This is a genomic window from Bifidobacterium felsineum (genome assembly GCF_002802915.1).
GTDB classification, from domain to species: Bacteria; Actinomycetota; Actinomycetes; order Actinomycetales; family Bifidobacteriaceae; genus Bifidobacterium; species Bifidobacterium felsineum.
The window spans coordinates 289451-312152 of record NZ_PEBJ01000001.1 but is presented as its reverse complement, the minus strand read 5'-3'; the positions used below and the strand labels follow the sequence as shown (position 1 = coordinate 312152).

General features: G+C 59.1%; 17 protein-coding genes and 1 pseudogene. 9 read left to right on the top strand and 9 right to left on the bottom strand.

From position 1 onward, the window contains the following. Window positions 1-3: 3 nt before the first annotated feature. A complete protein-coding gene (locus CSQ86_RS01170; protein WP_100493321.1) occupies window positions 4-855 on the top strand; it encodes a 6-phosphogluconolactonase in 852 nt (283 codons plus the stop codon). 230 nt (window positions 856-1085) lie between these two features. Here CSQ86_RS01170 and gndA read toward each other — a convergent pair whose 3' ends face one another. Together gndA and CSQ86_RS01160 are read right to left on the bottom strand one after the other, a co-directional pair. Continuing rightward, entirely contained in the window at window positions 1086-2540 is a 1455-nt protein-coding gene (gene gndA, locus CSQ86_RS01165) for an NADP-dependent phosphogluconate dehydrogenase (RefSeq protein WP_100493320.1), read from the bottom strand. A gap of 106 nt (window positions 2541-2646) precedes the next feature. Continuing rightward, entirely contained in the window at window positions 2647-3921 is a 1275-nt protein-coding gene (locus CSQ86_RS01160) for a putative ABC transporter permease (RefSeq protein ID WP_100493319.1), read from the bottom strand. 263 nt (window positions 3922-4184) lie between these two features. Between CSQ86_RS01160 and CSQ86_RS01155 the strand changes: the two genes are divergently transcribed. The 8 genes from CSQ86_RS01155 (at window position 4185) to CSQ86_RS01120 (ending at window position 16043) form a co-directional block, all read left to right on the top strand. After that, complete coding sequence (locus CSQ86_RS01155; RefSeq protein WP_100493318.1) at window positions 4185-5210, top strand: glycoside hydrolase family 43 protein; 1026 nt, start codon at window positions 4185-4187, stop codon at window positions 5208-5210. A 60-nt stretch (window positions 5211-5270) separates the two neighbouring features. Next, window positions 5271-6536, top strand: coding sequence for an oligosaccharide MFS transporter (locus CSQ86_RS01150; protein ID WP_207761536.1), 1266 nt, complete (start codon window positions 5271-5273; stop codon window positions 6534-6536). 159 nt (window positions 6537-6695) lie between these two features. Continuing rightward, window positions 6696-7718 (top strand): LacI family DNA-binding transcriptional regulator, encoded by a 1023-nt coding sequence (locus CSQ86_RS01145; RefSeq protein ID WP_165773692.1) that lies wholly within the window; start codon window positions 6696-6698, stop codon window positions 7716-7718. Window positions 7719-7915: 197 nt separating this feature from the next. Further along, window positions 7916-9550, top strand: coding sequence for a beta strand repeat-containing protein (locus tag CSQ86_RS01140; RefSeq protein ID WP_243387540.1), 1635 nt, complete (start codon window positions 7916-7918; stop codon window positions 9548-9550). Between the two features lie 96 nt (window positions 9551-9646). Continuing rightward, window positions 9647-10273 (top strand): hypothetical protein, encoded by a 627-nt coding sequence (locus tag CSQ86_RS01135; RefSeq protein WP_100493316.1) that lies wholly within the window; start codon window positions 9647-9649, stop codon window positions 10271-10273. 267 nt (window positions 10274-10540) lie between these two features. Continuing rightward, window positions 10541-13201 carry a YhgE/Pip domain-containing protein gene (locus tag CSQ86_RS01130; RefSeq protein WP_100493315.1) on the top strand — a complete coding sequence of 887 codons (2661 nt, stop codon included), beginning with the start codon at window positions 10541-10543 and terminating at the stop codon, window positions 13199-13201. Beyond that, a complete protein-coding gene (locus tag CSQ86_RS01125) occupies window positions 13198-15360 on the top strand; it encodes a YhgE/Pip domain-containing protein (protein ID WP_100493314.1) in 2163 nt (720 codons plus the stop codon). Before CSQ86_RS01130 ends, CSQ86_RS01125 begins: the two co-directional genes overlap by 4 nt. Before the next feature lie 65 nt (window positions 15361-15425). After that, entirely contained in the window at window positions 15426-16043 is a 618-nt protein-coding gene (locus CSQ86_RS01120) for a TetR/AcrR family transcriptional regulator (RefSeq protein WP_423734797.1), read from the top strand. An 11-nt stretch (window positions 16044-16054) separates the two neighbouring features. Here CSQ86_RS01120 and CSQ86_RS01115 read toward each other — a convergent pair whose 3' ends face one another. The 7 genes and pseudogenes from CSQ86_RS01115 to CSQ86_RS01090 form a co-directional block, all read right to left on the bottom strand. After that, window positions 16055-16606 (bottom strand): FMN-binding protein, encoded by a 552-nt coding sequence (locus tag CSQ86_RS01115; protein ID WP_100493313.1) that lies wholly within the window; start codon window positions 16604-16606, stop codon window positions 16055-16057. A 96-nt stretch (window positions 16607-16702) separates the two neighbouring features. Next, on the bottom strand, window positions 16703-17506 hold the full coding sequence (locus tag CSQ86_RS01110) for an ABC transporter ATP-binding protein (protein ID WP_100493723.1): 804 nt from the start codon (window positions 17504-17506) through the stop codon (window positions 16703-16705). A 79-nt stretch (window positions 17507-17585) separates the two neighbouring features. Next, window positions 17586-17975, bottom strand: coding sequence for an ABC transporter permease (locus CSQ86_RS10055; protein ID WP_423734796.1), 390 nt, complete (start codon window positions 17973-17975; stop codon window positions 17586-17588). A gap of 408 nt (window positions 17976-18383) precedes the next feature. Next, window positions 18384-18893: pseudogene (locus tag CSQ86_RS10050) on the bottom strand (ABC transporter permease); the annotation flags it as partial. A 126-nt stretch (window positions 18894-19019) separates the two neighbouring features. Beyond that, entirely contained in the window at window positions 19020-20321 is a 1302-nt protein-coding gene (locus CSQ86_RS01100) for an ABC transporter permease (protein ID WP_423734795.1), read from the bottom strand. Between the two features lie 123 nt (window positions 20322-20444). Then, window positions 20445-21722 carry a DUF2318 domain-containing protein gene (locus tag CSQ86_RS01095; RefSeq protein WP_100493310.1) on the bottom strand — a complete coding sequence of 426 codons (1278 nt, stop codon included), beginning with the start codon at window positions 21720-21722 and terminating at the stop codon, window positions 20445-20447. Window positions 21723-21938: 216 nt separating this feature from the next. Continuing rightward, entirely contained in the window at window positions 21939-22628 is a 690-nt protein-coding gene (locus CSQ86_RS01090; RefSeq protein ID WP_100493309.1) for an iron transporter, read from the bottom strand. Between the last annotated feature and the right edge of the window lie 74 nt (window positions 22629-22702).

The window sequence follows — 22702 nt, the reverse complement described above, 5'->3', positions numbered from 1 at the left end:
GTTATGGCAAACCGCACACTTATCGTGTATCCCAATAAAAATTTGATGCTGCAGGCAGATGCGCAGCGTTTGGTGCTGGCGCTGCTGGATGCGCTGAACGAACGACTAGCTGACGGCAGCCATCGCGCACGCGTGGATGTGGCGCTGTCCGGCGGTTCGGCAGCGCAGCCGCTGGGCTTGGTATTATCGGATCCTTTGGCTGATTCCATTGACTGGTCTCGCGTGCACTTCTGGTTCAGTGATGAGCGTTTCGTGCCGGCTTACGACACTGATCGCAATGCGCTGGAAGCCCGCCGTCTGCTGCTGGACCGGCTCGTTGCCGAGGGCAAACTGCCGGAAGCGAACATCCATGAGATGCCGGCGGACACTCGTTCCGCCGATGAAATCGCTACCGTTATGGCCAATGCGGAAAGCAGTGACGCCGACGTGCGCGCTGCGGCAGACACCGATAACGCAACACTGCTGGATGCCGCCGCTCGCGAATACGAACAGGAGCTGATTCGCGAGATGGGCCCAGAACCGGTGTTCGACCTGATGATTCTGGGCATGGGGCCGGATGGTCATTATGCATCGCTGTTCCCCGCATCTTCCGGTCATCACGAAGTGGACGTCACCGATCGGCTGACCGTGGGCGTGAGTCACTCCCCCAAGATGCCGCCGTTGCGTATTTCCTTGACCTCGCCGCTGATCGCCCGTTCCCGCCACACTTGGTTCTTCGCAGCCGGCGCAGGCAAGGCCGATTCATTGGCTCACGTATTCGCCCGACCTAATAATCCGGAGTACCCGTCCTCCTATGCGGGCGGCACCGAGGAATTCGTCTGGTTCTCCACCGAAGAGACCGTCACCAAACTGTAAATACAAAAACACCTCATCAAACGTACTCTGAGGATGATTCAGCGTACGTTTGATGAGGTGAGGGGGCGGACTCAGGCCTGCTGCTCTTCAGGCTGACCTTCTTCGCCTCCGGCCCCTGCAATTACGGACTCGCTCTACGAGCGAGACTCAGTGTTGGCTCGATGGCATAGCCACCGAGCACTGAGCCGGTCGGACAGCCCACAGGGCTGTCCTTAAGCCTGAAAGCGAAGCTATGCTTCGATTTCAGGCTTACCCGGCTCAGCCCATAACGTGTGGAATACGCCGGGCTTGTCTACGCGGCCGTAGGTGTGGGCGCCGAAGAGGTCGCGCTGGGACTGGGTCAGGGCGGTGGGCAGGCGCTTGGAGCGCAGACCGTCGTAGTAGGCCAGGGAGCTGGAGAACACCGGGGTCGGGATGCCGGCTTCGATAGCGCGAACAATCACATGACGCCATGCATCCTGGGATTCACCGATGATCTTCTCGAAGTACGGGTCGAACAGCAGGGAAGCCGGCGGGTTATCGCCCTTGAAGGCCTCGGTGATGCGGTCGAGCAGGAACTGGGCTCGAATGATGCAGCCGCCACGCCAAATGCGTGCCACTTCGGACAGGTTGATATCCCAGCCGTATTCCTTAGCACCATCCTGAATCTCATTCAGGCCCTGGGCGTAGGCCACGACCTTGGATGCGAACAGTGCCTTGCGCACATCCTCCACGAATGCGGCCTTGTCTTCGCCGGCCAGGTCGATGGTCTTGTTCGGGCCAGCCAGGCCTTCCTTCTGGGCGGCTTCACGCAGCTCGCCGTGGGAAGACAGGGCGCGTGCGAACACGGACTCGCCGATGGAAGCCACCGGGGAACCGAATTCCAGACCGGTCTGCACGGTCCAAGTACCAGTGCCCTTCATGCCGGCGTGATCGACGACCACGTCCACGAACGGCTTGCCGGTCTCGGCGTCCTTGTGGTGCAGAATCTCAGCGGTGATCTCGATCAGGTAGGAATCAAGGTCGCCCTTGTTCCACTCCTCGAACACATCGCCGATCTCCTCGGCATCCATGCCCAGGCCACGACGCAGAATATCGTAGGCCTCACCGATCACCTGCATGTCGGCGTACTCGATGCCGTTGTGCACCATCTTGACGAAGTGGCCGGCGCCATCGGTACCGATGTGGGTCACGCACGGTTCACCATTCACCTTGGCAGCGATGGATTCGAGAATCGGGCCCAAAGTCTTCCAGGATTCCGCAGTGCCACCGGGCATCAGGGACGGGCCGTTCAGCGCGCCTTCCTCACCGCCGGACACACCGCAACCCACGAAGTGGAAGCCCTTGGCACGCACTTCCTTCTCGCGCTTGATGGTGTCCTTGAAGAAGGAGTTACCGCCATCCACAATGATGTCGCCCGGCTCGAACACCTCTTCAAGCTGCTCAATCACGGCATCGGTCGGCGCACCGGCCTTGACCATGATGACGGCGGTGCGTGGGCGCTTCAGGGAGGCCGCGAACTCCTCCAGCGTCTTGGCCGGCACGAAGTTGCCTTCAGTGCCATGCTCGTTCATCAGCTTTTCGGTACGGGAGTAGTGACGGTTGAACAGGGCCACCGTATTGCCGTGATGCGCCAGGTTGCGCGCCAGGTTGGAGCCCATTGCGGCCAGTCCAATAACACCGATATTTGCTGTAGCTTCGGCCATCTGCCTTGCCTTTCCTTGCAGTATTAAGGAACGATTCTTCCGGAATCCAAGTCTATCCTTGACACCGGAAGCCCGCACGGCCCGTCTTACGCTCATCGCGTAGCGCCTACATACGGCCGGCTTTGGCGAGGTCGATGGTCATGGTTTGGAAGCGGGCGGCCATGTAGTCGTTGCCGTAATGTTCGCTGAACCAGAGGGCAGCTGGCGAGGTTTGCGGCTGACCGGCGAGCCTGCCATACCAGCAGTCGAGCGCCATCAGCGTGAATACGATGTCGATGATCATCAGCACCGCGCACACTGCGGTCAACGAATACCGCACTTTCCATGGGATGCGATTGATCAGCGCCAGCATGCGCGGCAGCAGCCAGCGCACCCACACCAATCCAATCAGGCCCCAGAAGAACATGTATTTGCCGGACGTGCGGCCATCGATGGAGAGCCACTGGCCGGTGTAGTCCCAAGCGGTGATGCCGAACGCCACCTCCATGAACCAGCTGGTCACGTACTCGAAGGTGCCGCCGATCACCGCCGAGGCGCAGAAAATCAGTCCGGCGTTCGCTTTCCAAAGGCGATTCAAAAACACGGTGACCAGCACCGCTCCACAGCCGTAAATCGGCGAGAACGGACCCCATAACAGGCCTGCGCGATCCTGCAGTTCACCGTGATACAGCGCAAAGTGATAGATGGTTTCGATGATGAGACCGCCCACGGATGCGATGGTGAACAGCCAGAAGATATTGAAGAAATCCAGTGCGATGTAGCCTTTGCCGCTTTGGTCACGGCCGAGCATACCGGCGGCAAGCGCGGCATCGTATTCATCGCGGTCATCCATACGTTTGAGCGCGCGCTGCAGCCGGCGTTCTTCGCGCAATGAGGGGTCGGCGGTCACTGAAATCACCACGAGGATGATCATCTGAATCGCAGGCAGTACCAGATTCCAGCCCAAACCCTGCAGGGCCAGCGATAGCATGCCTTCCGCCAATGTGAGCGGCATCAGCACGTATGCCCAGCGCGCGGCATAGCGGCGACGATTGCGTAGCAACAGGATGCCGAAAACAATCAGGCATGCCGCATTGGTAATCAGCACCAACGTATGCAGAGCGGAAAGGATGAACGTGAGGCTCATGGCATCCACGTGCACACGGCCGGCGAGAATTTCGCGCACGCTGTAGATGGTGGCGAACACGGTAAACGGCAATGCGGCCAGACCATTGAGCAGAATCAGGATGCCATAGACGCGGGCCAGGATCGGCAGTCGCTTCGCGTCAAGGTCCATATCGGCACCGTCCAGTTCAGTGGCCACCAGGTCCGCTTCAATGGCGGACTCCTCGGCGGCAGCGGCAATACCGGATTTATTGAGTGATTCTTGTGCATGCGCCATACAGCCACGCTATCAGGCTCCGCACGACACGCCGTATGACTGTGCACGTTTCCAGTAATTGCAACAGGTAGCACATACTGCAATATTAAAGAACTTGCAAAACAACAGCACAGGCGTATATTTAGCAACTGGAAACGTGCACAGTGCTGTTTCAGGTTTGGTCAGCGTCAGACACATGCCGACCAAGAAGTCGCAAACCTGGCAATAGCATCACGCACACCGACACAACGATGTTCACTGTTCAACATCAACGAGGAGACACCATGGCATTACTGCCGAATCCGATTGTGCTGCAGCGCGCCGATCCATACGTGCTGCGCACCGATGATGGTTACCTATTCACCGGCTCCTACCCGGTGTACGACCGCATCACCCTTCGCCGTTCCAAGACCCTCTCCGGCCTGCAGCAGGCCGAGGAACACACCATCTGGCACAAGCACGAGAGCGGCACCGGCGAAATGAGCGAACTCATCTGGGCTCCGGAAATCCACCGAGTGAACGGCCAGTGGGTCATCTACTTTGCCGCCGCACACACCACCGAAATCGACCCGGTGGCCGACACCTTCCAGCACCGCGTATTCTGCCTGACCTGCGACGACGCCGACCCCATCACCGGCGAATGGGTTGAGCGCGGCAAGGTCGACACCGGCATGGATACCTTCGCACTGGACGCCACCAGCTTTGTGCACACCGATGGCCACCAGTACCTGATCTGGGCCCAGCAGGACCTCAACATCGAAGGCCACTCCAACCTGTACATCGCCCGCATGGAAAACCCGTGGACGCTCGCCACCAAGCCGGTGATGCTCAGCAAGCCGGAACTTGACTGGGAGAAAATCCGCTTCATCGTCGAGGAAGGCCCGGCGGTTCTGAAGCACGGCGACAAGATCTTCGTGACCTTCTCCGCCTCCGGCACCGGCCCCGAATACGCGATGGGCATGCTCACCGCCAATGCCGATTCCGATCTGCTCGACCCGGCCAACTGGACCAAGTCCAGCAAGCCGGTGTTCACCTCCGATGAGACCGTGCGCCAGTTCGGCCCAGGCCACAACTCCTTCACCACCACTGAAGACGGCCAGGATGTGCTCATCTACCACTGCCGCAACTACGTGGAGATTCTGGGCGACCCGCTGTTCGACCCGAACCGCCACGCCCGCATGGGGCTCATCACCTGGAACGAAGACGGTACTCCGAACTTCGGCACCCCGCAGATGGACACCCGCTGGACTCCGGCAACCACCGACGTACTGCCGGCGGATGGTCACCTCGACGTTGACGAAACGCTGTGACCAGCCATCAATAACCCTTAACCACCACAACATCTCACCAATCCAAGAAACGGAATCATCATGGCACAGGAACAATCAACCTCTCTGCTGAGCTCACTGAAGCGCGGCATTTTCTGGAACTTCGGCGGACTCTACTTCTTCTACTTCGCCGTCTGGCAGCTCATCTTCACCTTCCTGCCGTACTGGTTGAAGGGCCCGGCCGGCATGGACACCACCGCATCCGGCCTCGTGTTCTCCATCATGTCGTTCGGCGCGCTGATTCTGCAGCCGATCTTCGGACCGATTCAGGATCGCCTCGGCCTGAAGAAGGGCCTGTTCATCTTCGTGGTCTGCTGCATCCTCTTCCTCGGCCCGCTGTTCCAGTGGGTGTTCCTGCCGCTCATCGGCGTTAACCAGATTCTCGGCGCCATCGTGATGGGCGCTTACCTGAGCCTGTGCCTGAACGGCGGCGTTGGCGTTATTGAGGCCTACAACGAGCGTTCCTCCCGCGCCTACCACTTCGAGTATGGCCACGCACGTCTGTTCGGCTCCCTGGCCGGTGCTACCGCTTCCTTTGTGGGCGGCATCATGTGGGCCAAGAACACCGGCTCCATCTTCTGGGCAATGACCTTCTGCGCAGCCGTGCTACTCGTGCTGATCTCCATCGTCAAGCTGCCTGAGGACCACATGGCCGGCGCTGTCAAGGCCACCGAAGGCGAAGATGAGGATAACGAGCCGATCTCCCGCGAAGAGTGGGTTTCCATCTTCAAGAACCGCAGCTTCTGGGGCTTCTGCCTGCTGATCATCGGCTCTGCCACCATGTACGACGTGTTCGATCAGCAGTTCCCGAACTACTTCGCCTCCTTCTTCTCCGACGCCACCGCCGGTGCCACCTTCTTCAGCCGCGTGGTCTCCGTCCAGATTCTGCTTGAGGCCATCTGCATGCTGTTCATGCCGGCTCTGATCAACAAGATTGGCGCCAAGACCGGCCTGCTGATCTACGGCGGCATCCTGTTCGTGCGCGTGCTCGGCTGCGCCTTCATCAACACCATCCCGATGCTGGTCTTCTGGCGTTTGCTCGCCGCCCTGGAGATGCCGTTCATGCTGGTCTCCGTGATGAAGTACATCACCCGCGTGTTCGATAAGCGCCTCTCCGCCACGGTTTACATGTACGGCTTCGGCACCGCCAAGCAGATTGGTCTGACCATCTTCTCGCTGGTGATGGGCAACATGTACACCCAGCTCGGCTTCCACCACGCCTACCTGCTGCTTGCAGTGCTCATCGCCGTGTTCGTGATCGGCGGCTCGCTGCTGATGCGCAACGACAGCAAGCAGGTTGAGGCCTGATACCGTACTAGCATCATCGCACCATATGCAACGGCCGCATTGCCCTTCCGGGGCGTGCGGCCGTTGTGTATGCCGAGCAATCGCCACCGGCTACAATGGGAGCGTTTCAACTTCCGCGGGCTATCCGCACAAGCGGACATTCCGCATGAAAGGTTTCGAGTGAACCAGCACAAAGCCACCATCCACGACGTTGCACGTATTGCCGGCGTTTCCCGCGCCACTGTGTCCCGCTATCTCAACGGTCGCAAATGGGTGAGCCAGGACGCCGCCGCCAATATCAAGGCAGCCATCGAACAGACCGGTTATGTGGCCAACAGTCATGCCCGCGCGCTGGTGACCGGTCGCGCCGGATCGGTGGCGTTCCTGCTGGGAGAACCGCAAAAACTGCTGTTTGAGGACCCGAACTTCGCCGCGCTCTTGAGGGCCGTGGCCGATGAGCTCGGTAAAAAAGGGGTCTCCTTCATCCTGATGACCACCGACAACCAGGATGAAGCCAAACGTAATCTCGCCTACCTGCAGGCCGGCCATGTTGACGGCGTCATCCAAGTGGCCTGGCATAAGGATTCCAGCGAAATGCTGAACGGTTTGGTCGAGGCCGGCATCCCTACGGTCATCGCCGAACAGCCGTCTGACGAGACCTTGCCCGTAGGCTATGTGCACGTCGAGGATTATGGCGGCGCGCGCAAAGCCTGCGAATATCTGCACGAGCGCGGAGCGAAGCATATCGCGATGATCGCCGGTCCTGCAGGCCCCAGCGGCACACGCGACCGCATGCACGGCTTCCTCGATACTGTGGCCACGTTCGCCGATGACTCCGGCAATGCACAAGATCGCATCGTGCACGGCGATTACTCCGCAGACAGCGGTGAAACCGCCATGATTCAGCTGCTTGACTCCGACCCCGCCATCGATGGCGTCTTCGTTTCATCGGATACCATGGCCGCCGGCGCCATCAAAGCGTTGCGCGCACGCGGACTCAAGGTTCCGGACGATGTGCAGATCGTAGGCTTCGATGATTCCTCGGCAGCCACACTCGCCGACCCCGCTCTGACCACGATTCGACAGCCGTTCGCAGCCATCGGCAAGCATCTGGTCGATCAGCTGATGCGCCTGATCAACGGTGAGCAGCCGGTTGGCGTCACACTGCCCACCGAATTGGTGGTACGCAACAGCACACGCTGAATAATCGTCAGCGCTTTCAGGAAACGTCCAAAAACCTTCCAGAAACCATTGCCGTAACTTACGGATTCCCTTACCTGCCGCCCAAGCCGACATTAGGCCTTTCGCTGTGTACTTGAATCATCACAGACAAGCAATGTTTGGCTGCATCCCACCGCAAGCGCGGGGTTCAGCCGAACAGTCTCGCGAAAGGAACCATCATGACCAGCATCTCTTCGTTCGGCAAGCGGCGGACGACCACCGCAGACGGCAGCGCCAAAGCACGTCGATTCGCGCATATGCCGCTCGGTAAGGCAGCCGCCACCGCAGCGGCCATCTCCCTGGTCACCGGATTCGGATATGGCATGGCAGGCACGGCCATCGCCGGCAGCCTCGGCTGGGGCCGCAGCTCAAGTTCCAATAGCAGCGCCATATTGCAAGGCCAGCCCGGCGGTGGCGCGAACACGATGAATTACGACTACACCGGCACGTATTCCGGCGCGCTCACCGCGGACGGCAAGGAAGTGACCTCTGACGGCGAAACCACTGAGGCCACGGAGTCCGACCAGAACGCAGCACTGGCCCAGAACGGCGGCACGCTGACGCTCATCAACGCCACGTTGAACAAGTCCGGTGACTCGGATAACGCCGACAACAACAACTTCTATGGCACCAACTCGGTGTCGCTGACCGTGGGCGAGGATTCGAAAACCATTATTTCCGGCTCCTCGATTAATGCTTCCAGTTCCGGCTCGAACGGCATCTTCGCCACCGATTCCGGCACCGTGCTGGCCAATGACGTGACCATCAACACGTCCGCCGATAATTCCCGCGGACTCGACGCCACCTATAGTGGCACAATCCTGGCGAGCGCCATCACCGCTACCACCAAGGGCGACCACAGCGCCACCATCGCCACCGACCGTGGCGGAGGCTCGATTTCCGCCACCGACTCCGAGCTCAGCACAGCTGGCTCCGGCTCGCCGCTGCTGTACTCAACCGGCAATGTGCAGGTGTCGGGCGTGACCGGCACGTCCACCGGCTCGCAGATCGCCGGCATGGAAGGTCTCAATACGATCCTGATCAAGGATTCCACGCTCACCAGCACGGTAACCGGCAAAACCGCGAGCGACCCGGTGGCCAATGGCGTGATCATCTACCAGTCAACCTCAGGCGATGCCGAATCCACCACCGGCGAGCACGCCACTTTCCAAGCCGCCGACTCCACACTGAAGTCGTCCATCGAATCCGGTTCGATGTTCTACTTCACGAACACCACGGCTGACGTAGTGCTTTCCAACACCACATTGGACTTCGACTCCACCAAGGCAGCGCTCATCACCGCAGCCGGCAATGACTCCAATAATTGGGGTTCAGCTGGCTCAAATGGCGCAACGGTGGTATTCACCGGGCGCAACCAGACGCTGAATGGCACGGTTGCCGCCGACACCATCTCCTCGGTGACGCTCAACCTGTTGGACGGTTCAACCTGGACCGGCAAGGCGAGCATCACCAAGAACGCGAGCGCCACCGATAGCACCACCTCCGATGCGCCAATCACGGTGAACGTAGACGGCACCTCGACCTGGGTGGTAACCGGCGACACTACTGTTTCTGCGCTGAATGTGGCCAACGGCGGTTCGGTGGTTGATTCGGACGGCAACACCGCGACCATTGTGGCCGGCGGCAAAACCGTGGTGAAGGGCACCGGTTCGGCGACCGTCACGGTGACAGGCAATTACGGCACCACATTGCCGGATTCCGCCACCAGCAGCGATACCACGCTCAGCACCGACCTCATTGACCGCTCCGATTTCGACAGCGAATTCGGCACTTCCACATCCTGGAGCATGTAGCGAACACCTAATCCGATTGGATTATTCGCCGCAGACTCCTCTCCCCTCCAGTCGTTCCAATCATTCCATTACACACTTCCCCGAAAGGATCCCATCATGACCAGCAACAACATCAACCCGAACATTCCAGCCAAGAACACCACTGATACCGCAGCAACCGAGCCGATTGCCAATGGCACTGCATATGCCAACAATGCTCAAGGCACTGCGCAGCCCAACACCGCGCAGCCAGTCGGCGCTTCCGGTAACGCCAGCAACCCCAACTGGAACTGGCAGCAGACCCAGCAGTCTCGCATGAATGCGCCTCAGCCGAATCGTTTCGGTACTGCTGCAGCCATCAATCATGATTCCCCGGTCAAGGCCATCACCGGCAAGGCCGTGGCCATCATCGTAGGCATCAGCCTGGGCTGCGGCATCCTTGGCGGTCTCGGCGGCGGACTGGCATATGGCGCAATCTCCCATGGATCCAGGACCACTTCCAGCCAGCAGATGCAGATGCCGGGCGGATCCAGCTCCCAAGGCGGTCAGTCGCAGGGTCAGGGCGGCGGCATGCCGGGAGGCATGCCCGGCCAGTCCAATGGCAAGTCCGGCTCCGGCAATGGCCAGTCCACCGACGGCAACAGCAGCTCCGGTTCCGATTCGTCCAGCTCCTCCGGTTCCACCGGCTCCTCTTCCAGCCAGCAGAGCGGCACCAGCACCGATACCGGCACTATCGAGAGCTGACTTGCCACTCCATCAAATAATTGGACACAATGCCCAGCGACGCACGGTTAATCCGCGCGATTACGCTGGGCGTTGTCATATCCGGCCATTTTCGGCCAACCCAGACCAAAATCTCCCGACGCCGTATTACGCTACTCAATGCGTAGCGCTACGCTTAACGTATCGCTACGGAAAACGTAGCGCACAATCATGCCTAGGCAATGCCGGGCATCATGCGCGTAGCACTGCACACAGCACAGCAAGCACAACAGGCTCCGGGGGTAATCAGTGGGCAACATTCTCAAGGTCCTCAAGCGCGATTTCATGCGCCTGTTCCGAGTGCCAGCCGCATGGGTGATTCTCTTCGGCATGGTATTCATCCCGCCGCTGTATTCCTGGTACAACATCATCGGCTTCTGGAACCCATACGGCAATACCAAAGGCATCACCGTGGCCGTGGCCAACAACGATGCCGGCACCGACAATGCCCTGATTGGCAAGCAGAACCTCGGCGGCCAGATCGTGGACCAGATGAAGAACAACGATCAGCTCGGCTGGACGTTCGTTTCCGAAGCCGAAGCGATGGATATGGTGCAGTCCGGAAAAGCCTACGCCGCCATCGTGATTCCGAAGGATTTCTCCGATTCGCTGGCCGGCGTGGTGACCGGCGGCGAATCCAAGCCCACGTTAGAGTATTACGTCAACGAGAAGGCCAGCGCCATCGCCCCCAAGGTCACCGACGTTGGGGCCTCCACGGTGGATCGCACGGTGAACTCCACGTTCGTCTCCACGGTGTCTAAGGTGCTGACCGAAACCATCAACAAGGTTGGCGACAAGGCGCTCCAAACCGGAGACAAGACCAAGGCGAAAACCGTCACATCGCTGAATGAGGCTTCCAGCGATGTGCAGCACACGCGCAATACCATCGCCAAGCTGCAGACCAAACTGGATGACGCGCCCAACAAGACCCGCACCGCGCGTCAGGCGTTGGAGGATGCCCGCAAACTCGGCATTGACGCGGCCGAGGGTCTGGCAGGCACCTCCAAGCTCATCGGCACTGCGCAGAACAGCATGAACGGGTTCGTCACCTCCACGTCCGGCGCATTGGACCAGGGGTCAAGTCTGCTCAGCCAAGCCTCTGCACAGGCCAATCAGAATGTCGGTACAGTCACCGGCGTGATCAATGCCGCGAACCAGCAGGTCGGCGGCATGCTCAATACCGCCGAAGACATCAATCAGGCGAACGCGGACATTCTGGCCACGCTCAAAGATCTGCCGAGCGCCAATCAGGAGCCGCTGAAGTCGGCCATCGACCAGTTGGAGAAGCGCAACAGCCAACTCGGCAATACGCTCGGCAATCTCGACGATCTCAACAATTCGATTGGCAGCGCATCCAAGAACACCGCCGGACTGGCGGATAATCTCAACACCGCCACGCAAACCACGCTGCAGGCCACCAATGACGCCCGCAGCACCTTGGTTTCCGGCTCGTTGCCGCAGCTGAACAATGGGCTCAATACCTTGAGCACCACGGCGATCACGCTCTCCAACGACATTACGTCTCAGGATTCGCTGATCAGCCAATCCAAGAACGCGCTCGACCAGCTGGACAAGGCCGTAACATCAACCAAAACCGCGCTCACCGATACCGATAAAGCACTGGCCACTGTACAGAACAAGCTCGGTACATTGGCCACCGATATCAAGGCGATGAGCATCTCCACGTCGCTCGATTCGCTAATCGACAGCGACGGGTCGCTTGATGCAAGCAAAATCGCCGACTTCATGATGTCCCCCACCGTGATCAACGAGAAGACCATCTACGCGGTGTCTTCGTATGGTTCCGGCATGGCTCCGCTGTTCACCACGTTGGCCCTGTGGGTGGGCGCATTCGTGCTCGTGGTGATTCCGAAGCTCGAAACCGACAATGAGGGCATTGATGGCCTGACACCTACGCAAGGCTATCTGGGCCGTTTCTTCCTGCTGGCCACGCTGGCTTCTGCACAGGGCCTGGTAACCGGCATCGGCGACCTGGTGCTCGGCATGCAATGCGCGAGCATCCCGGTGTTCCTGCTCACCTGTTGGATTACCTCATTGGTGTATATGTCGTTCATCTTCGCCCTCTCCACCACATTCATGCATGTGGGCAAGGGCATTTGCGTGGCGTTGGTGATTCTGCAGGTGCCAGGCGCTTCCGGCCTGTACCCGATTGAGATGATGCCGAAGTTCTTCCGCGTCATTTACCCGATGTTGCCGTTCACCTACTCGATTGACGCGATGCGCGAAACCATCGGCGGCTTCTATGACGGCCAATGGTTCGGATATATCGGCAAACTACTGATTTTCGCCGTTCTCGCCTTCCTGCTGGGTCTGGTGGCACGCCCGAAGCTCGCCAACCTGAATCGTTTGTTCGCCCGCGAAATCGAGGAGAGCGACATGATTCTCGGCGAGCCGGTGCATATCGAAGCCAGCGAATACAAAGTCACGCAGGCGATTTCCGCTCTGGCCAACCGCAGCGAATACAAGCATGCGATTGAGCGCCGCGCCGCCAAGTTCACCCAGCAGTATCCGAAGCTGCTGCTCGGCGCGCTGATCGCCGGATTCGTGGTGCCGGCCATCCTGATCATCGTCTTCTCCCTGACCACCAGCGAGAAGATCGTGGTGATGGCCACATGGCTGGCCTGGGTGCTGATCATCATCGGCTTCCTGATGGTGGTGGAATACATGCGAGATTCCATTCGCCGCCAAACCGAGCTTGGCAATCTTTCCGACGAATCGATTCGTTCGATGTTGTACGGCCGCCATGCCGAATCCTCCAACAGCAGCGATGCGCCCACTACCCGGCTTCCAAATCTGACCGGCAAGAATCTCAATGAAATCGCGAATCTGACGAATCTTACAAACCTGCACGGCATTGCCCAGAACAAGGAAGGCAAGCACGCACGATGAGCAAAATCTGGAAACTGTTTATTGGAGACGTGAAGCGTCTGACCAGCAATGTGGTCTCCATCATTATCGTCATCGGTTTGGTGATGATCCCCGGTCTGTTCACCTGGTTTAACGTGGCCGCCTGCTGGGATCCGTTCTCGAACATGTCGAACTTGAAGTTCGCCGTGGCCAATGTGGATGAGGGCTACCGCTCCGATCTGATTCCGGTGAAGGTCACCGTGGGCGATCAGGTGGTGAACGCGTTGCGTGCGAACAGCCAGCTCGACTGGACGATCACTTCCAAGGATGACGCCATCGATGGCGCAAAATCTGGCAAATACTATGCGGCCATCGTTATTCCGAAGTCCTTCAGCAAAGACATGATGACCTTCTTCTCCGACGATGTACAGCATGCCAAGCTGACCTACTACCGCAACGAAAAGAAGAACGCGCTGGCCCCGAACCTGCTGAACGAGGGCACCGACGAGGTTGCCGCGGAGATCAATACCACGTTTGCCAAGACGATTACCTCCGCCGGATTGGAAATCGCTTCCTCGCTGGCCGACCAGCTTAATAAACCGGAGGCCAAGCAGCAGCTCACGGCCTTCAACGCGAACATCGCCGACTTCGCCACGCAATTGACCAGCACATCCGCCACATTGGGAACCTACAGCGCGCTCACCGATTCCGCGCAGACGCTGCTGGAGACCTCAAACAGTCTTATTCAGCAGGCTTCCGATTCGGCTACGACAGCCAGCAAGAATCTCAAAACCGCCAAGCAGGGCGTAACCGATGTGGCTGGCGCATTGACCACCACCACCGATGCGATGAGCAAGGCGTTGGATGCAAGCTCCAAGAGTTTTGGCGCGGTCTCCGATTCCATCGACAGCCTGTATCAAGATGCCAATAACGGTTCCACCACTGTGGCCAAGGAACTGGATGCCCAAGCTTTCGCAGTCGCCGATCAGATTGCCCAGTACACGTCGATTCGCGATACACTCGCCGGCATTCTGGGCGATGACGCAACCGTCATTAAGGCGTTGAATCGTTCAATCGCCCGTCAAACCAAGCTGAAGGATGCGTTGAATGCCGCGGCGGATGATGTGCGCAATAAGAATACGGAAGTGCAGAATAAGCATCAGCAGGTCAAGGACCTGGCCACTCAGGCGAAGAACAGCATCGCCAGTGTGAAGTCGGATTTCGCCACGAATGTGAAGCCGCAGATCGAGTCGCTTGCTGCTTCCGCTTCCGATGCTTCCGGCATTCTGCAATCCAGCTCCGCACAGTTGAAGACCACGCTGGGTGATGTGGAAGACGCTTCCGGCGACACCAATACGATGCTCGCGGATGCCCGTACCACGCTCAACAAGGTTTCCGACAAACTCAACGAGGCAAGCTCCGAACTGAGTTCCTTCAACACCAAGCTCGCCGATGCCCTGAACAGCGGCGATATGAGCATGGTCAAGGAAGTGCTCGGCAATGATCCGGAGGCCCTGGCCAGCACATTGGCCGCTCCGGTGCAGCTCAAGCGCAAGGCCGTGTTCCCTGTGGCGAACTTCGGCTCCTCGATGGCTCCGTTCTACACGCTGATTCCGCTATGGGTGGGCGCACTACTCATGGTGGTCACGCTGAAGACCACGGTATCGCGCAAGATTCGCCGTGAACTTGGCGACCCACGCCCGCATCAGCTGTTCTTCGGCCATTACGGCGTATTCGCGCTAATCGCCCTGATGCAGTCCACGGTGTCGTTGGCCGGCGACTTGCTGTTCCTGCATGTGCAGGCGGTGCATCCGCTGCTGTTCATGCTTTCCGGCTGGCTGGGCTCGCTGGTGTTCTCATTCTTCACCTACACGATGGTGGTGAGCTTCGGCAATGTGGGCAAAGCCATTGGCGTGCTCATGCTGATTGTGCAGATCTCCGGCGCGAACGCCGCCTACCCGGTACAGATTCTGCCGGACTTCATCTCCAAGGTGAGTCCATTCCTGCCGCTCACTCATGTGGTAACGATGATGCGCGCGGCCATCGCCGGCATTTACAACTTGGACTACTGGAAGTCCGCCGGATTACTGCTGCTGTTCGTGCCGCCACTGCTGCTCCTCGGTCTGCTGCTGCGCAAGCCGTTGGTGAAGTTCAACCAGTGGTATGTGGCCAAGGTGGAAAGCACCAAGGTACTGAGCTGATACGGCCTTGAGGAAGGTATTTAAGGAAAGAAGAAGTCATGGAAACCGTATCCGGTACTGCCACAATGACTACACCGGCGGCCGATGCCACATCGCCGACCGTGCCGCGTTCCGAGCGCCGGCGTGAAGCCACGGATCGTAAACTCATGCATGCCACGTTGCAGATTGCCGTGGAGCGTGGCATCAGCGGCGTGACCATTGAAGAGGTGGCCCGGCGTTCAGGCGTGGCCAAAACCACCATTTACCGCCGATACCATAACTCAAACGAATTGCTGCGCGGCATCAGCGCCATGTATTTGGTGAATGCGGAAGATGAACTGTCACCAACGTTGAGCCCCACGCGCGAACATTTCACTGTGATGCTGGGCAAATTGGTGGATTGGGTGCGCGCGAATAACATCGACGTGCGCAGCGTGGGCATTGTACTGTCCAGCGAGGCTGAGTTCTTTCACCATATCGTCGATCAGGTGGTGACCCCATGGCTCGGCAAACTCAGGAATTTCTTGAATTTGGGGGCCGCGGAGGGTGTGTTCCGTTCCGGTCTGGATGAGCGGCTGCTGCTCTCCACGATCATCGGCTCGCTGGTGGCGTATGAAGCCATCGACCAGCATCCTGCCGACAGCGACATTGCCGCCTGGCCGCAGCGCATGACCGATCTGCTCTGGCCTGCGCTGCTGGCGTAGTTCGCTGGTGGCTATTGCTGGATGGAGGCTTCCTGCCGGGCGATTTCCAGAGCCTTGTTGAAGGCATCGGAAGTCCAGCTGGCACCGGCCACCTTGTCGACCTTGAGGTCCTTCAGCGGCTTGCCGTCCACCACGCCATTGATGGCCTTGGCGAAGGCATCCTGATGGTTCTTGGAGATGGTGGTGAATGGATGGCCCACAATCTCCACGTTTTCGACGTTGCCGTCTTTGATGGTCAGATGCACGTCGATGGAATCCTCACCCACCGGGCCGTACTGGCCGTTGATGGAGTAGTCGCCATCCTTGTAGTTGCCGGTATCCTTCTTATCGGACGTGGTACTGGAGGACTTGTCCTGTGAGGAATCCGACGAGCTGGAATCAGAGGAATCAGAACCGCTCGACTGCGATTGCTCCTCCTGGGATTTCTCGGTCTCTCCGGAGTTGCCGGCATAGGAATCATCCATAGGCGTGGCCTTGGATTCGCCGCAGCCGGCCAAAAGCGCGCCGGCAACCACCAAGCCGGCGGCCGCCAGAGTAGCGGACTTCTTCAATGCGTCAGTCATACCGTTTCACCTTAACTAAAAACTCGCCTTCGGCGAGCGTGTCACATCACTTCACGACTGTCGTCGTTCAGCCAACTCTACGAATAACCCACTGGGTTATTCGCTTAACGAGTTGGCCGTTTTGGCGGCCTTGGTGGGGTCGGCGAAACCGATGGCGGTCTCGCCGGTCTGAGCGCCCTCTACCTTAGCGCCAGTGGAGGCCGGCTTACCACCAGCGGCTTCATAGGCTTCACGAGCCTTCTCGTCATTCCACTTCTCGCCTACGAGCACACCGTGGTTCAACATAATCTCACGTTCGGCGCAGCTTGCCACCAATGCATCATGGGTGACCACGATAATCGTGGTTCCTTGCTCGTGCAGCTGGCGGAATAGGTCGAGCACGATCTTCTCGTTCTTTTCATCCAGGTTGCCGGTGGGCTCGTCGGCCAGAATCAGCTTCGGCTCATTGATTAATGCGCGGGCCACGCATACGCGCTGCTGCTCGCCACCGGAAAGCTGGCCGGGCAGGTGGTGGGCGCGATCCTTCAATCCTACCTTTTCCAAGGCTTCCAAGGCCTGCTTCTCATCGACCACCGAGTGGTAGTACTGCGCCACCATCACGTTTTCCACGGCGGTCAGATGTGGCACAAGATAGAACTTCTGGAACACCAGACCGATGAGGTTCTTGCGTACGTCCGCCAGCTGGCCGGCGTTCAGATCCTCCAGCTTGCGTCCTTCGAGCTTCACCGAGCCCTTGGATGGCGTATCCATGCAGCCGATCATGTTCATCAGCGTGGTTTTGCCGGAGCCGGATGAGCCCACGATGGCCAGCCATTCGCCTTGCGGCACGGTGAGGCTCAGGTCATCCACGGCATGCAGGTCGCCGTAGATCTTCGAGATATGGTCGAGTTCAAGCAGCATATCCATGATGTTCTCCTGATTTTCTAGTAAGTCTATTTCACTCCACTGAGCACGGCGGCTCCCCCTCCGGGAGGGGAGCCTATTCTTCGCGCAGCACGACTGCCGGGTCGATACGGGTGGCACGGTGAACGGGCGGAATGGAGGCGATGACGGCGACCAGTGAAGCCAGAATCACCGAACCGGCGGCCAGCCACCAGTTGAAGCCAATGGAGCGATTGAACACGGCCACGCACAGCCATTGCGCGAGACCGAAGCCGATGGCCGTGCCGAGTAGACCACCAATCAGACCATACATGGCCGATTCCACGTAGAATTCGATGCCGATGGCCGCGGAGCTTGCGCCGAGAGCCTTGCGTAGGCCAATCTCGTTGCGACGCTGGGACACAATCGAGCTGATCGTCGTGCCCACGCCCACGAGAGTGAGCACCAGCACCACCAACGACACAATCCAGAACAGGGTCTGCAGCATCGTGATGATGCGCGTATCGGATGAGGTGATCTTGGTGACTGGCTGTGCCTTGACGTGCATCGAGGTCATGGCGTTGATGCTCTTGACCAAGGCGTTCAGATCTTCGGTGCCGGCCGAGTATTCGATGACGTCCACGCCGCGCGTGGTGCCGGTGAGCTTGGCTACGTCATCGTTGGTGGCGTAGATGATGGAGTCTTCGCTGCCACCGGTGTCCACGATGCCGGAGACACGGAATTCAGTGCCAGAGGTGTCCATGATGTCGCTGGAGACGCGGCCGTCTTGGGTCTGCTGGCCGGAGGTCTGGCCAGAGGTAGAGGAATTCGCAGATTGCTGCGAACCGGTGTTGTTGGAGGTCTCTCCCTCAGTCTCCGCATTCGCGGAGCCAGCTCCCTCATCAGAGGGAGCCGAGGTAGATGCGTTGTCGGAGGCGCGGTAGCCGATGGTGATGCGGCCGCCGACTTCAAGGCCCATCGCATCGGCCACGTCACGGCCAATCAGCACTTTGCCAGCGGACGGCCACTTACCGTCCACCACCCAGTGATGGTTGAGATTCTTGACTTCCGCGGCATCAATGCCAGCCATTACATAAGGAGCCGCATTCACGCGCACGTTCTCATATCGATAGGCGGCATGCTTTTCGGTTCCCTTGGCCGCCACCATCTCGGTGGTGTGCTCGACCATTGCCGAATCGATGCCGTTCTTGCCGTCCGCACCGGATTCGGTAGGCGTGACGATGAGGTTCGCGCCATACGCGCGCATTTCCTCGTTCATCTGCTGCGGCACGGCGATGCAGATCATCGCCAGGCAGAACAGCGTGGCAGCGCCCACCAGAGAGGCCACTACAGCCATCACCGCACGCGAACGACGGCGGAACACCGCGCTGAACAGCATTCTGAAGAACATACCGGTATTCGTCATCGGCACTCTCCTTTCTGTAGTTCTTCTCTCCCCCAGTCAGCTTCGCTGACAGCCCCCTCATCAGAGGGGGCCAAGAAGATCTCGGTCGCCTTAGCAGCCCCCTCAAAAGGAACCAAGATATGGAACTCAGCGACCATGGAGCACCTCCGCAGGCTTCAGACTCAGAATCGAGCGAATCGACGAAGCGGAAGCCAGTAACACAGTCACCGCAAGCAACACGAACACGAGCACGAATACCATCGGCCGCATCGTGATACCCGAGCCGAATACCACATGACCAATCAGCTGTGCCACGCCTGAGCCAAGTCCGGCACCCACCACAGCGCCCAGCAGCGAAATCGCCGCGGTCTCAGCCATCATCAGACGTGAAACCGCACCATCCGTCGCGCCAATCGCCTTCAGCAATGCCAGCTCAGCCGACCGCTCGCCAATCGAAGCGACCATAAGATTCGCCACGGCCACGGCTGCCGCAATCAGACTCAGCACTGTCATCAAAATCATCACAGCCTGCGTCTTCTGCAGCACATTGCCTTGCAACGCCGCCACCTGGCGCACCTGCTTGGCCACGGCTCCCGGAATCACCTCTTCGATCTGGTAGGCGATCGAGCTTGGGTAGGCGGTGCAGTACCAGGTCTCCCATTCATCCTGGCTCAGCGCGGCTGGATTCTTGGCGGCCTTGCGGGCCAAGTCGTTCTCCGGCGTGGTCAGCGCCTTGACTTCGATCTTGTTCACCGAATCCGGCAGGTTCACGAGCGATTGCAACTGGTCTGAGGAGACATACATTGCGCTGTTGTCGTCATCGCCGGAATCGTAGACACCGACGATTTTGAAGTCGATGGACTTGTCTCCGCGCATCAGCGAGACCGTGCCGCCAACCTGCACGGCAGTCTCATCTTCGTGAGATTTTCCGGCGTTCACACCCAGCGACTTGGCGAGGTCCTTGCCAATAACGGCTTCCTTGGTGCCGTCCTTCGGCCAGCGGCCCTGCAACGTCCACCATGAACGCATACCTTCCACGCCCACCACGGTGGTCTCGCCGGAAGGCAGCTTCAGCTTCTTGTTGAACCAGGTACCCACCACCGGAACGTTCTTCTGCGTGGGGTAGTCGGCAAGGCTGACCGACCAGCCGTTGCCTTCGGTCACCGGCTTGGTATTGATGGCGGTGACGTGCTGGTTCAGTTCAGGCGCAAAGTTCGTGATATTGAACGCCCAGAAAATCGTCTTGATCTTAGCCGCGTCCGATTCCTTGAGGAAGGAGGTCGGATCGCTGGCTGAGGCCGAACCGCCCGAAGTGCCGGCATCGCCGCCTTCGGTGTTGTACAGGTCGGACACCACGGCGTCAGACTTCGGCTGCACGGTGATGTTCGAGCCATAGGTGGACAGTTCGGCGTTGAGCTTATCGCCCACGTCGAACACAACGCCCAGCATCGAGACGCTGACCGTGGCGGATAGGCACACGGTCAGCGCGATGAGCAGACGCCTACGCAACTGGCGCGTGAACGACCGCGCGATCATTCGCAGAAAGAACATGATTTTTGCCTCCTGCCCTGATCACTGGAAGTGGACGCTCAGGGCATCCAGATCCGTGGTTTGGATGGTGATTTTGCCGTTGCCGGTCTTGTACGGGAATGGAATCGGGTTGCAGCCGCCCTTGAAGCCGATGGTCGCCAGGTTGATGGCCACTTCGCACTTCTTGCAGATGATCTTGCCGTTCTTCTCGTAGTAGCCGGCGTCGCCGCAGTTCTCACAGGCGTCAAGGCCGATGCCGTACGCGCCGCCGTTCTTGCGGATGATGATGAAGCGCATCACGGTGCCGTCTTTGGCCTTGTATTCGAAGCGATGCAGGTGGCCGTCCTCCACTTGGGTGAACGGAATCGTGGCCACGCCGTCCTTCAGCGAGTAGGACTCCGGTGGGGACAGTGTAATGGTCTGATGGGTGGCGGCCACACCTACGGTCAGGGTTGCGGTGACGCCGATGGCTGCAATGAGGCTCCATACGGCGGCGGCGATGGCGTGACGGCGGAAGGCCTTATGGCGACGCAATGTGGCTTCGTTCGCACCGGGCACATCGTGGGTCTTCATACGGAAACCGGCCACCACTGAAGCCACGGCGGGAATCAGGAACACCAGAGCCTGGGCCATGATCATTGCGGAATTATGGTTGATGGACCAAGCGAGGGCCACGAACATCGTATGGTTCATCGGGAAGCCGCGTGCCTGCAAGATCTGCGCGAGACCGGTGAAGTGCTGGATCAGCAGAATGGCCATCATGGCCACGACAGCCACGGTGAAGGCCGCGCGCACTGCGGTGGTGCGCATCGTGCGGAAGATGGCGGCCACGATAATCGACATGGCCACGCCGAGCAGGAAGCCCAGTGCACGCAGCAGCATGGCAGAAGTAAATGCGGTCTCGCCAGGCTCGACCCAGATGGTGAGCTGCAGAATCACGTCCGGCAGCGCGTAGAACACCGTGAGCGCGATTTGCACAGCGGCCACGGCATTGGCCACATGCATCCATAGCGCATGTTTGGCCCAGTTATGGGTGATGAGATGCGCGCACAGCACCACGGCAAGCGCCAGCACATCGATGATGACGGCGACGATCAGCACCGGATAGTTGATGAACGTGCGCTGGTTGATAACCGCGGTGGCTCTCAGGGCCGCGAATACGATGGCGGCAACGATGCCAATGCCAAGGCCCCACAGTCGCCAATAGGCGCTCAGTGGCTTATCGCGGCCCTCGCCCACCGTGAGCATTACGCTCAGGCACATGACCAGCAACGCTGGGGCCAGCGTCCCCGGCATCACCGCAACGAATTGTTCCAGCATTCGCGCCCTTTCTTAAATCCGTACTTCGGCTCCTCTACCAGAGAGGAGGCTATACAAATTATGTCCTTTTATCCGGCAAAAGCCCCCTCTGATGAGGGGGCTGTCAGTAAAGATGACTGGAAGACATTTATATTGCGGCTTACGCCGCCTTCTCTCCCTCAGTCACAGCTTCACTGTGACAGCTCCCTCATCAGAGGGAGCCGAAAAAGAACGGAATCACCATTGGCGAGGAGTGTAATCCCAGTTGTCGAAGGTGACCTCGATCGGCTCGGTCCAGAAGTGGCCCTTGACGCCGGTCTCAGGATCGACGTGGAGCATCCAGCCCTTGGCGGCCGGGGACTCGATGGAGAGCTTGAGCTGGTAGGTGCCAGCCTTGTCGAGCTTCACGTTGGCACCGTAGTGCGGGCCGTCGGAGGCGTTCATCTGCATGAAGGTACCGGAGGTGGCGGTGCCGCCTTCGACTTCCTTGCCTGTGGACTTGTCGATGATGGTGTAGTTCACGGTGAGGTCCGGGATGAAGTCGCCCTTACCGTAGCCGAGTTCGGTGCCCTTCTGGTTGGCGTGGATGTCAGCTTCGAGGTGGAAGGAGGCGTCCGCGGCCTTGAGACCCATGGAAGCCGGCTCCATATCGATCGGCTGGAAGTAAACGGCACCCACGGTCAGCGGGCCGGCGTCCTGATCCTGCTCTTCAGCGGTGCCAGACGGGCCGACCGGGACCTCTTCGAAGCCGGCGCCGGAATCGGAGGAGTCGGAGGAGTCGCTCTTGGCGGAGTCGGAGGACTGGGAGGAGGAGTCGGACTTAGTGTCAGACGCGGTGTTGGCGGAACCGCAGGCAGCCATGGACACAGTCATGGTTCCGGCGAGCAGCAGGCCGAGCAGAGCGGCCAGTTTCTTGTTCTTCATCATTTCTCTATTCCTTTTCTCTGGTGAATCGGGATTCACGTTTGCTATTGAATTATTGATTTGCGCGACTCGGATTG

What these genes read in the sequence shown, in the direction of transcription:
- CSQ86_RS01170 (WP_100493321.1), top strand. Translation starts at nt 4, where the DNA reads ATGGCAAACCGCACACTTATCGTGTATCCCAATAAAAATTTGATGCTG.
- gndA (WP_100493320.1), bottom strand. Translation starts at nt 2,540, where the DNA reads ATGGCCGAAGCTACAGCAAATATCGGTGTTATTGGACTGGCCGCAATG.
- CSQ86_RS01160 (WP_100493319.1), bottom strand. Translation starts at nt 3,921, where the DNA reads ATGGCGCATGCACAAGAATCACTCAATAAATCCGGTATTGCCGCTGCC.
- CSQ86_RS01155 (WP_100493318.1), top strand. Translation starts at nt 4,185, where the DNA reads ATGGCATTACTGCCGAATCCGATTGTGCTGCAGCGCGCCGATCCATAC.
- CSQ86_RS01150 (WP_207761536.1), top strand. Translation starts at nt 5,271, where the DNA reads ATGGCACAGGAACAATCAACCTCTCTGCTGAGCTCACTGAAGCGCGGC.
- CSQ86_RS01140 (WP_243387540.1), top strand. Translation starts at nt 7,916, where the DNA reads ATGACCAGCATCTCTTCGTTCGGCAAGCGGCGGACGACCACCGCAGAC.
- CSQ86_RS01135 (WP_100493316.1), top strand. Translation starts at nt 9,647, where the DNA reads ATGACCAGCAACAACATCAACCCGAACATTCCAGCCAAGAACACCACT.
- CSQ86_RS01125 (WP_100493314.1), top strand. Translation starts at nt 13,198, where the DNA reads ATGAGCAAAATCTGGAAACTGTTTATTGGAGACGTGAAGCGTCTGACC.
- CSQ86_RS01120 (WP_423734797.1), top strand. Translation starts at nt 15,426, where the DNA reads ATGACTACACCGGCGGCCGATGCCACATCGCCGACCGTGCCGCGTTCC.
- CSQ86_RS01115 (WP_100493313.1), bottom strand. Translation starts at nt 16,606, where the DNA reads ATGACTGACGCATTGAAGAAGTCCGCTACTCTGGCGGCCGCCGGCTTG.
- CSQ86_RS01110 (WP_100493723.1), bottom strand. Translation starts at nt 17,506, where the DNA reads ATGCTGCTTGAACTCGACCATATCTCGAAGATCTACGGCGACCTGCAT.
- CSQ86_RS10055 (WP_423734796.1), bottom strand. Translation starts at nt 17,975, where the DNA reads ATGCTGCAGACCCTGTTCTGGATTGTGTCGTTGGTGGTGCTGGTGCTC.
- CSQ86_RS01100 (WP_423734795.1), bottom strand. Translation starts at nt 20,321, where the DNA reads ATGCTGGGCGTTGTGTTCGACGTGGGCGATAAGCTCAACGCCGAACTG.
- CSQ86_RS01095 (WP_100493310.1), bottom strand. Translation starts at nt 21,722, where the DNA reads ATGCTGGAACAATTCGTTGCGGTGATGCCGGGGACGCTGGCCCCAGCG.
- CSQ86_RS01090 (WP_100493309.1), bottom strand. Translation starts at nt 22,628, where the DNA reads ATGATGAAGAACAAGAAACTGGCCGCTCTGCTCGGCCTGCTGCTCGCC.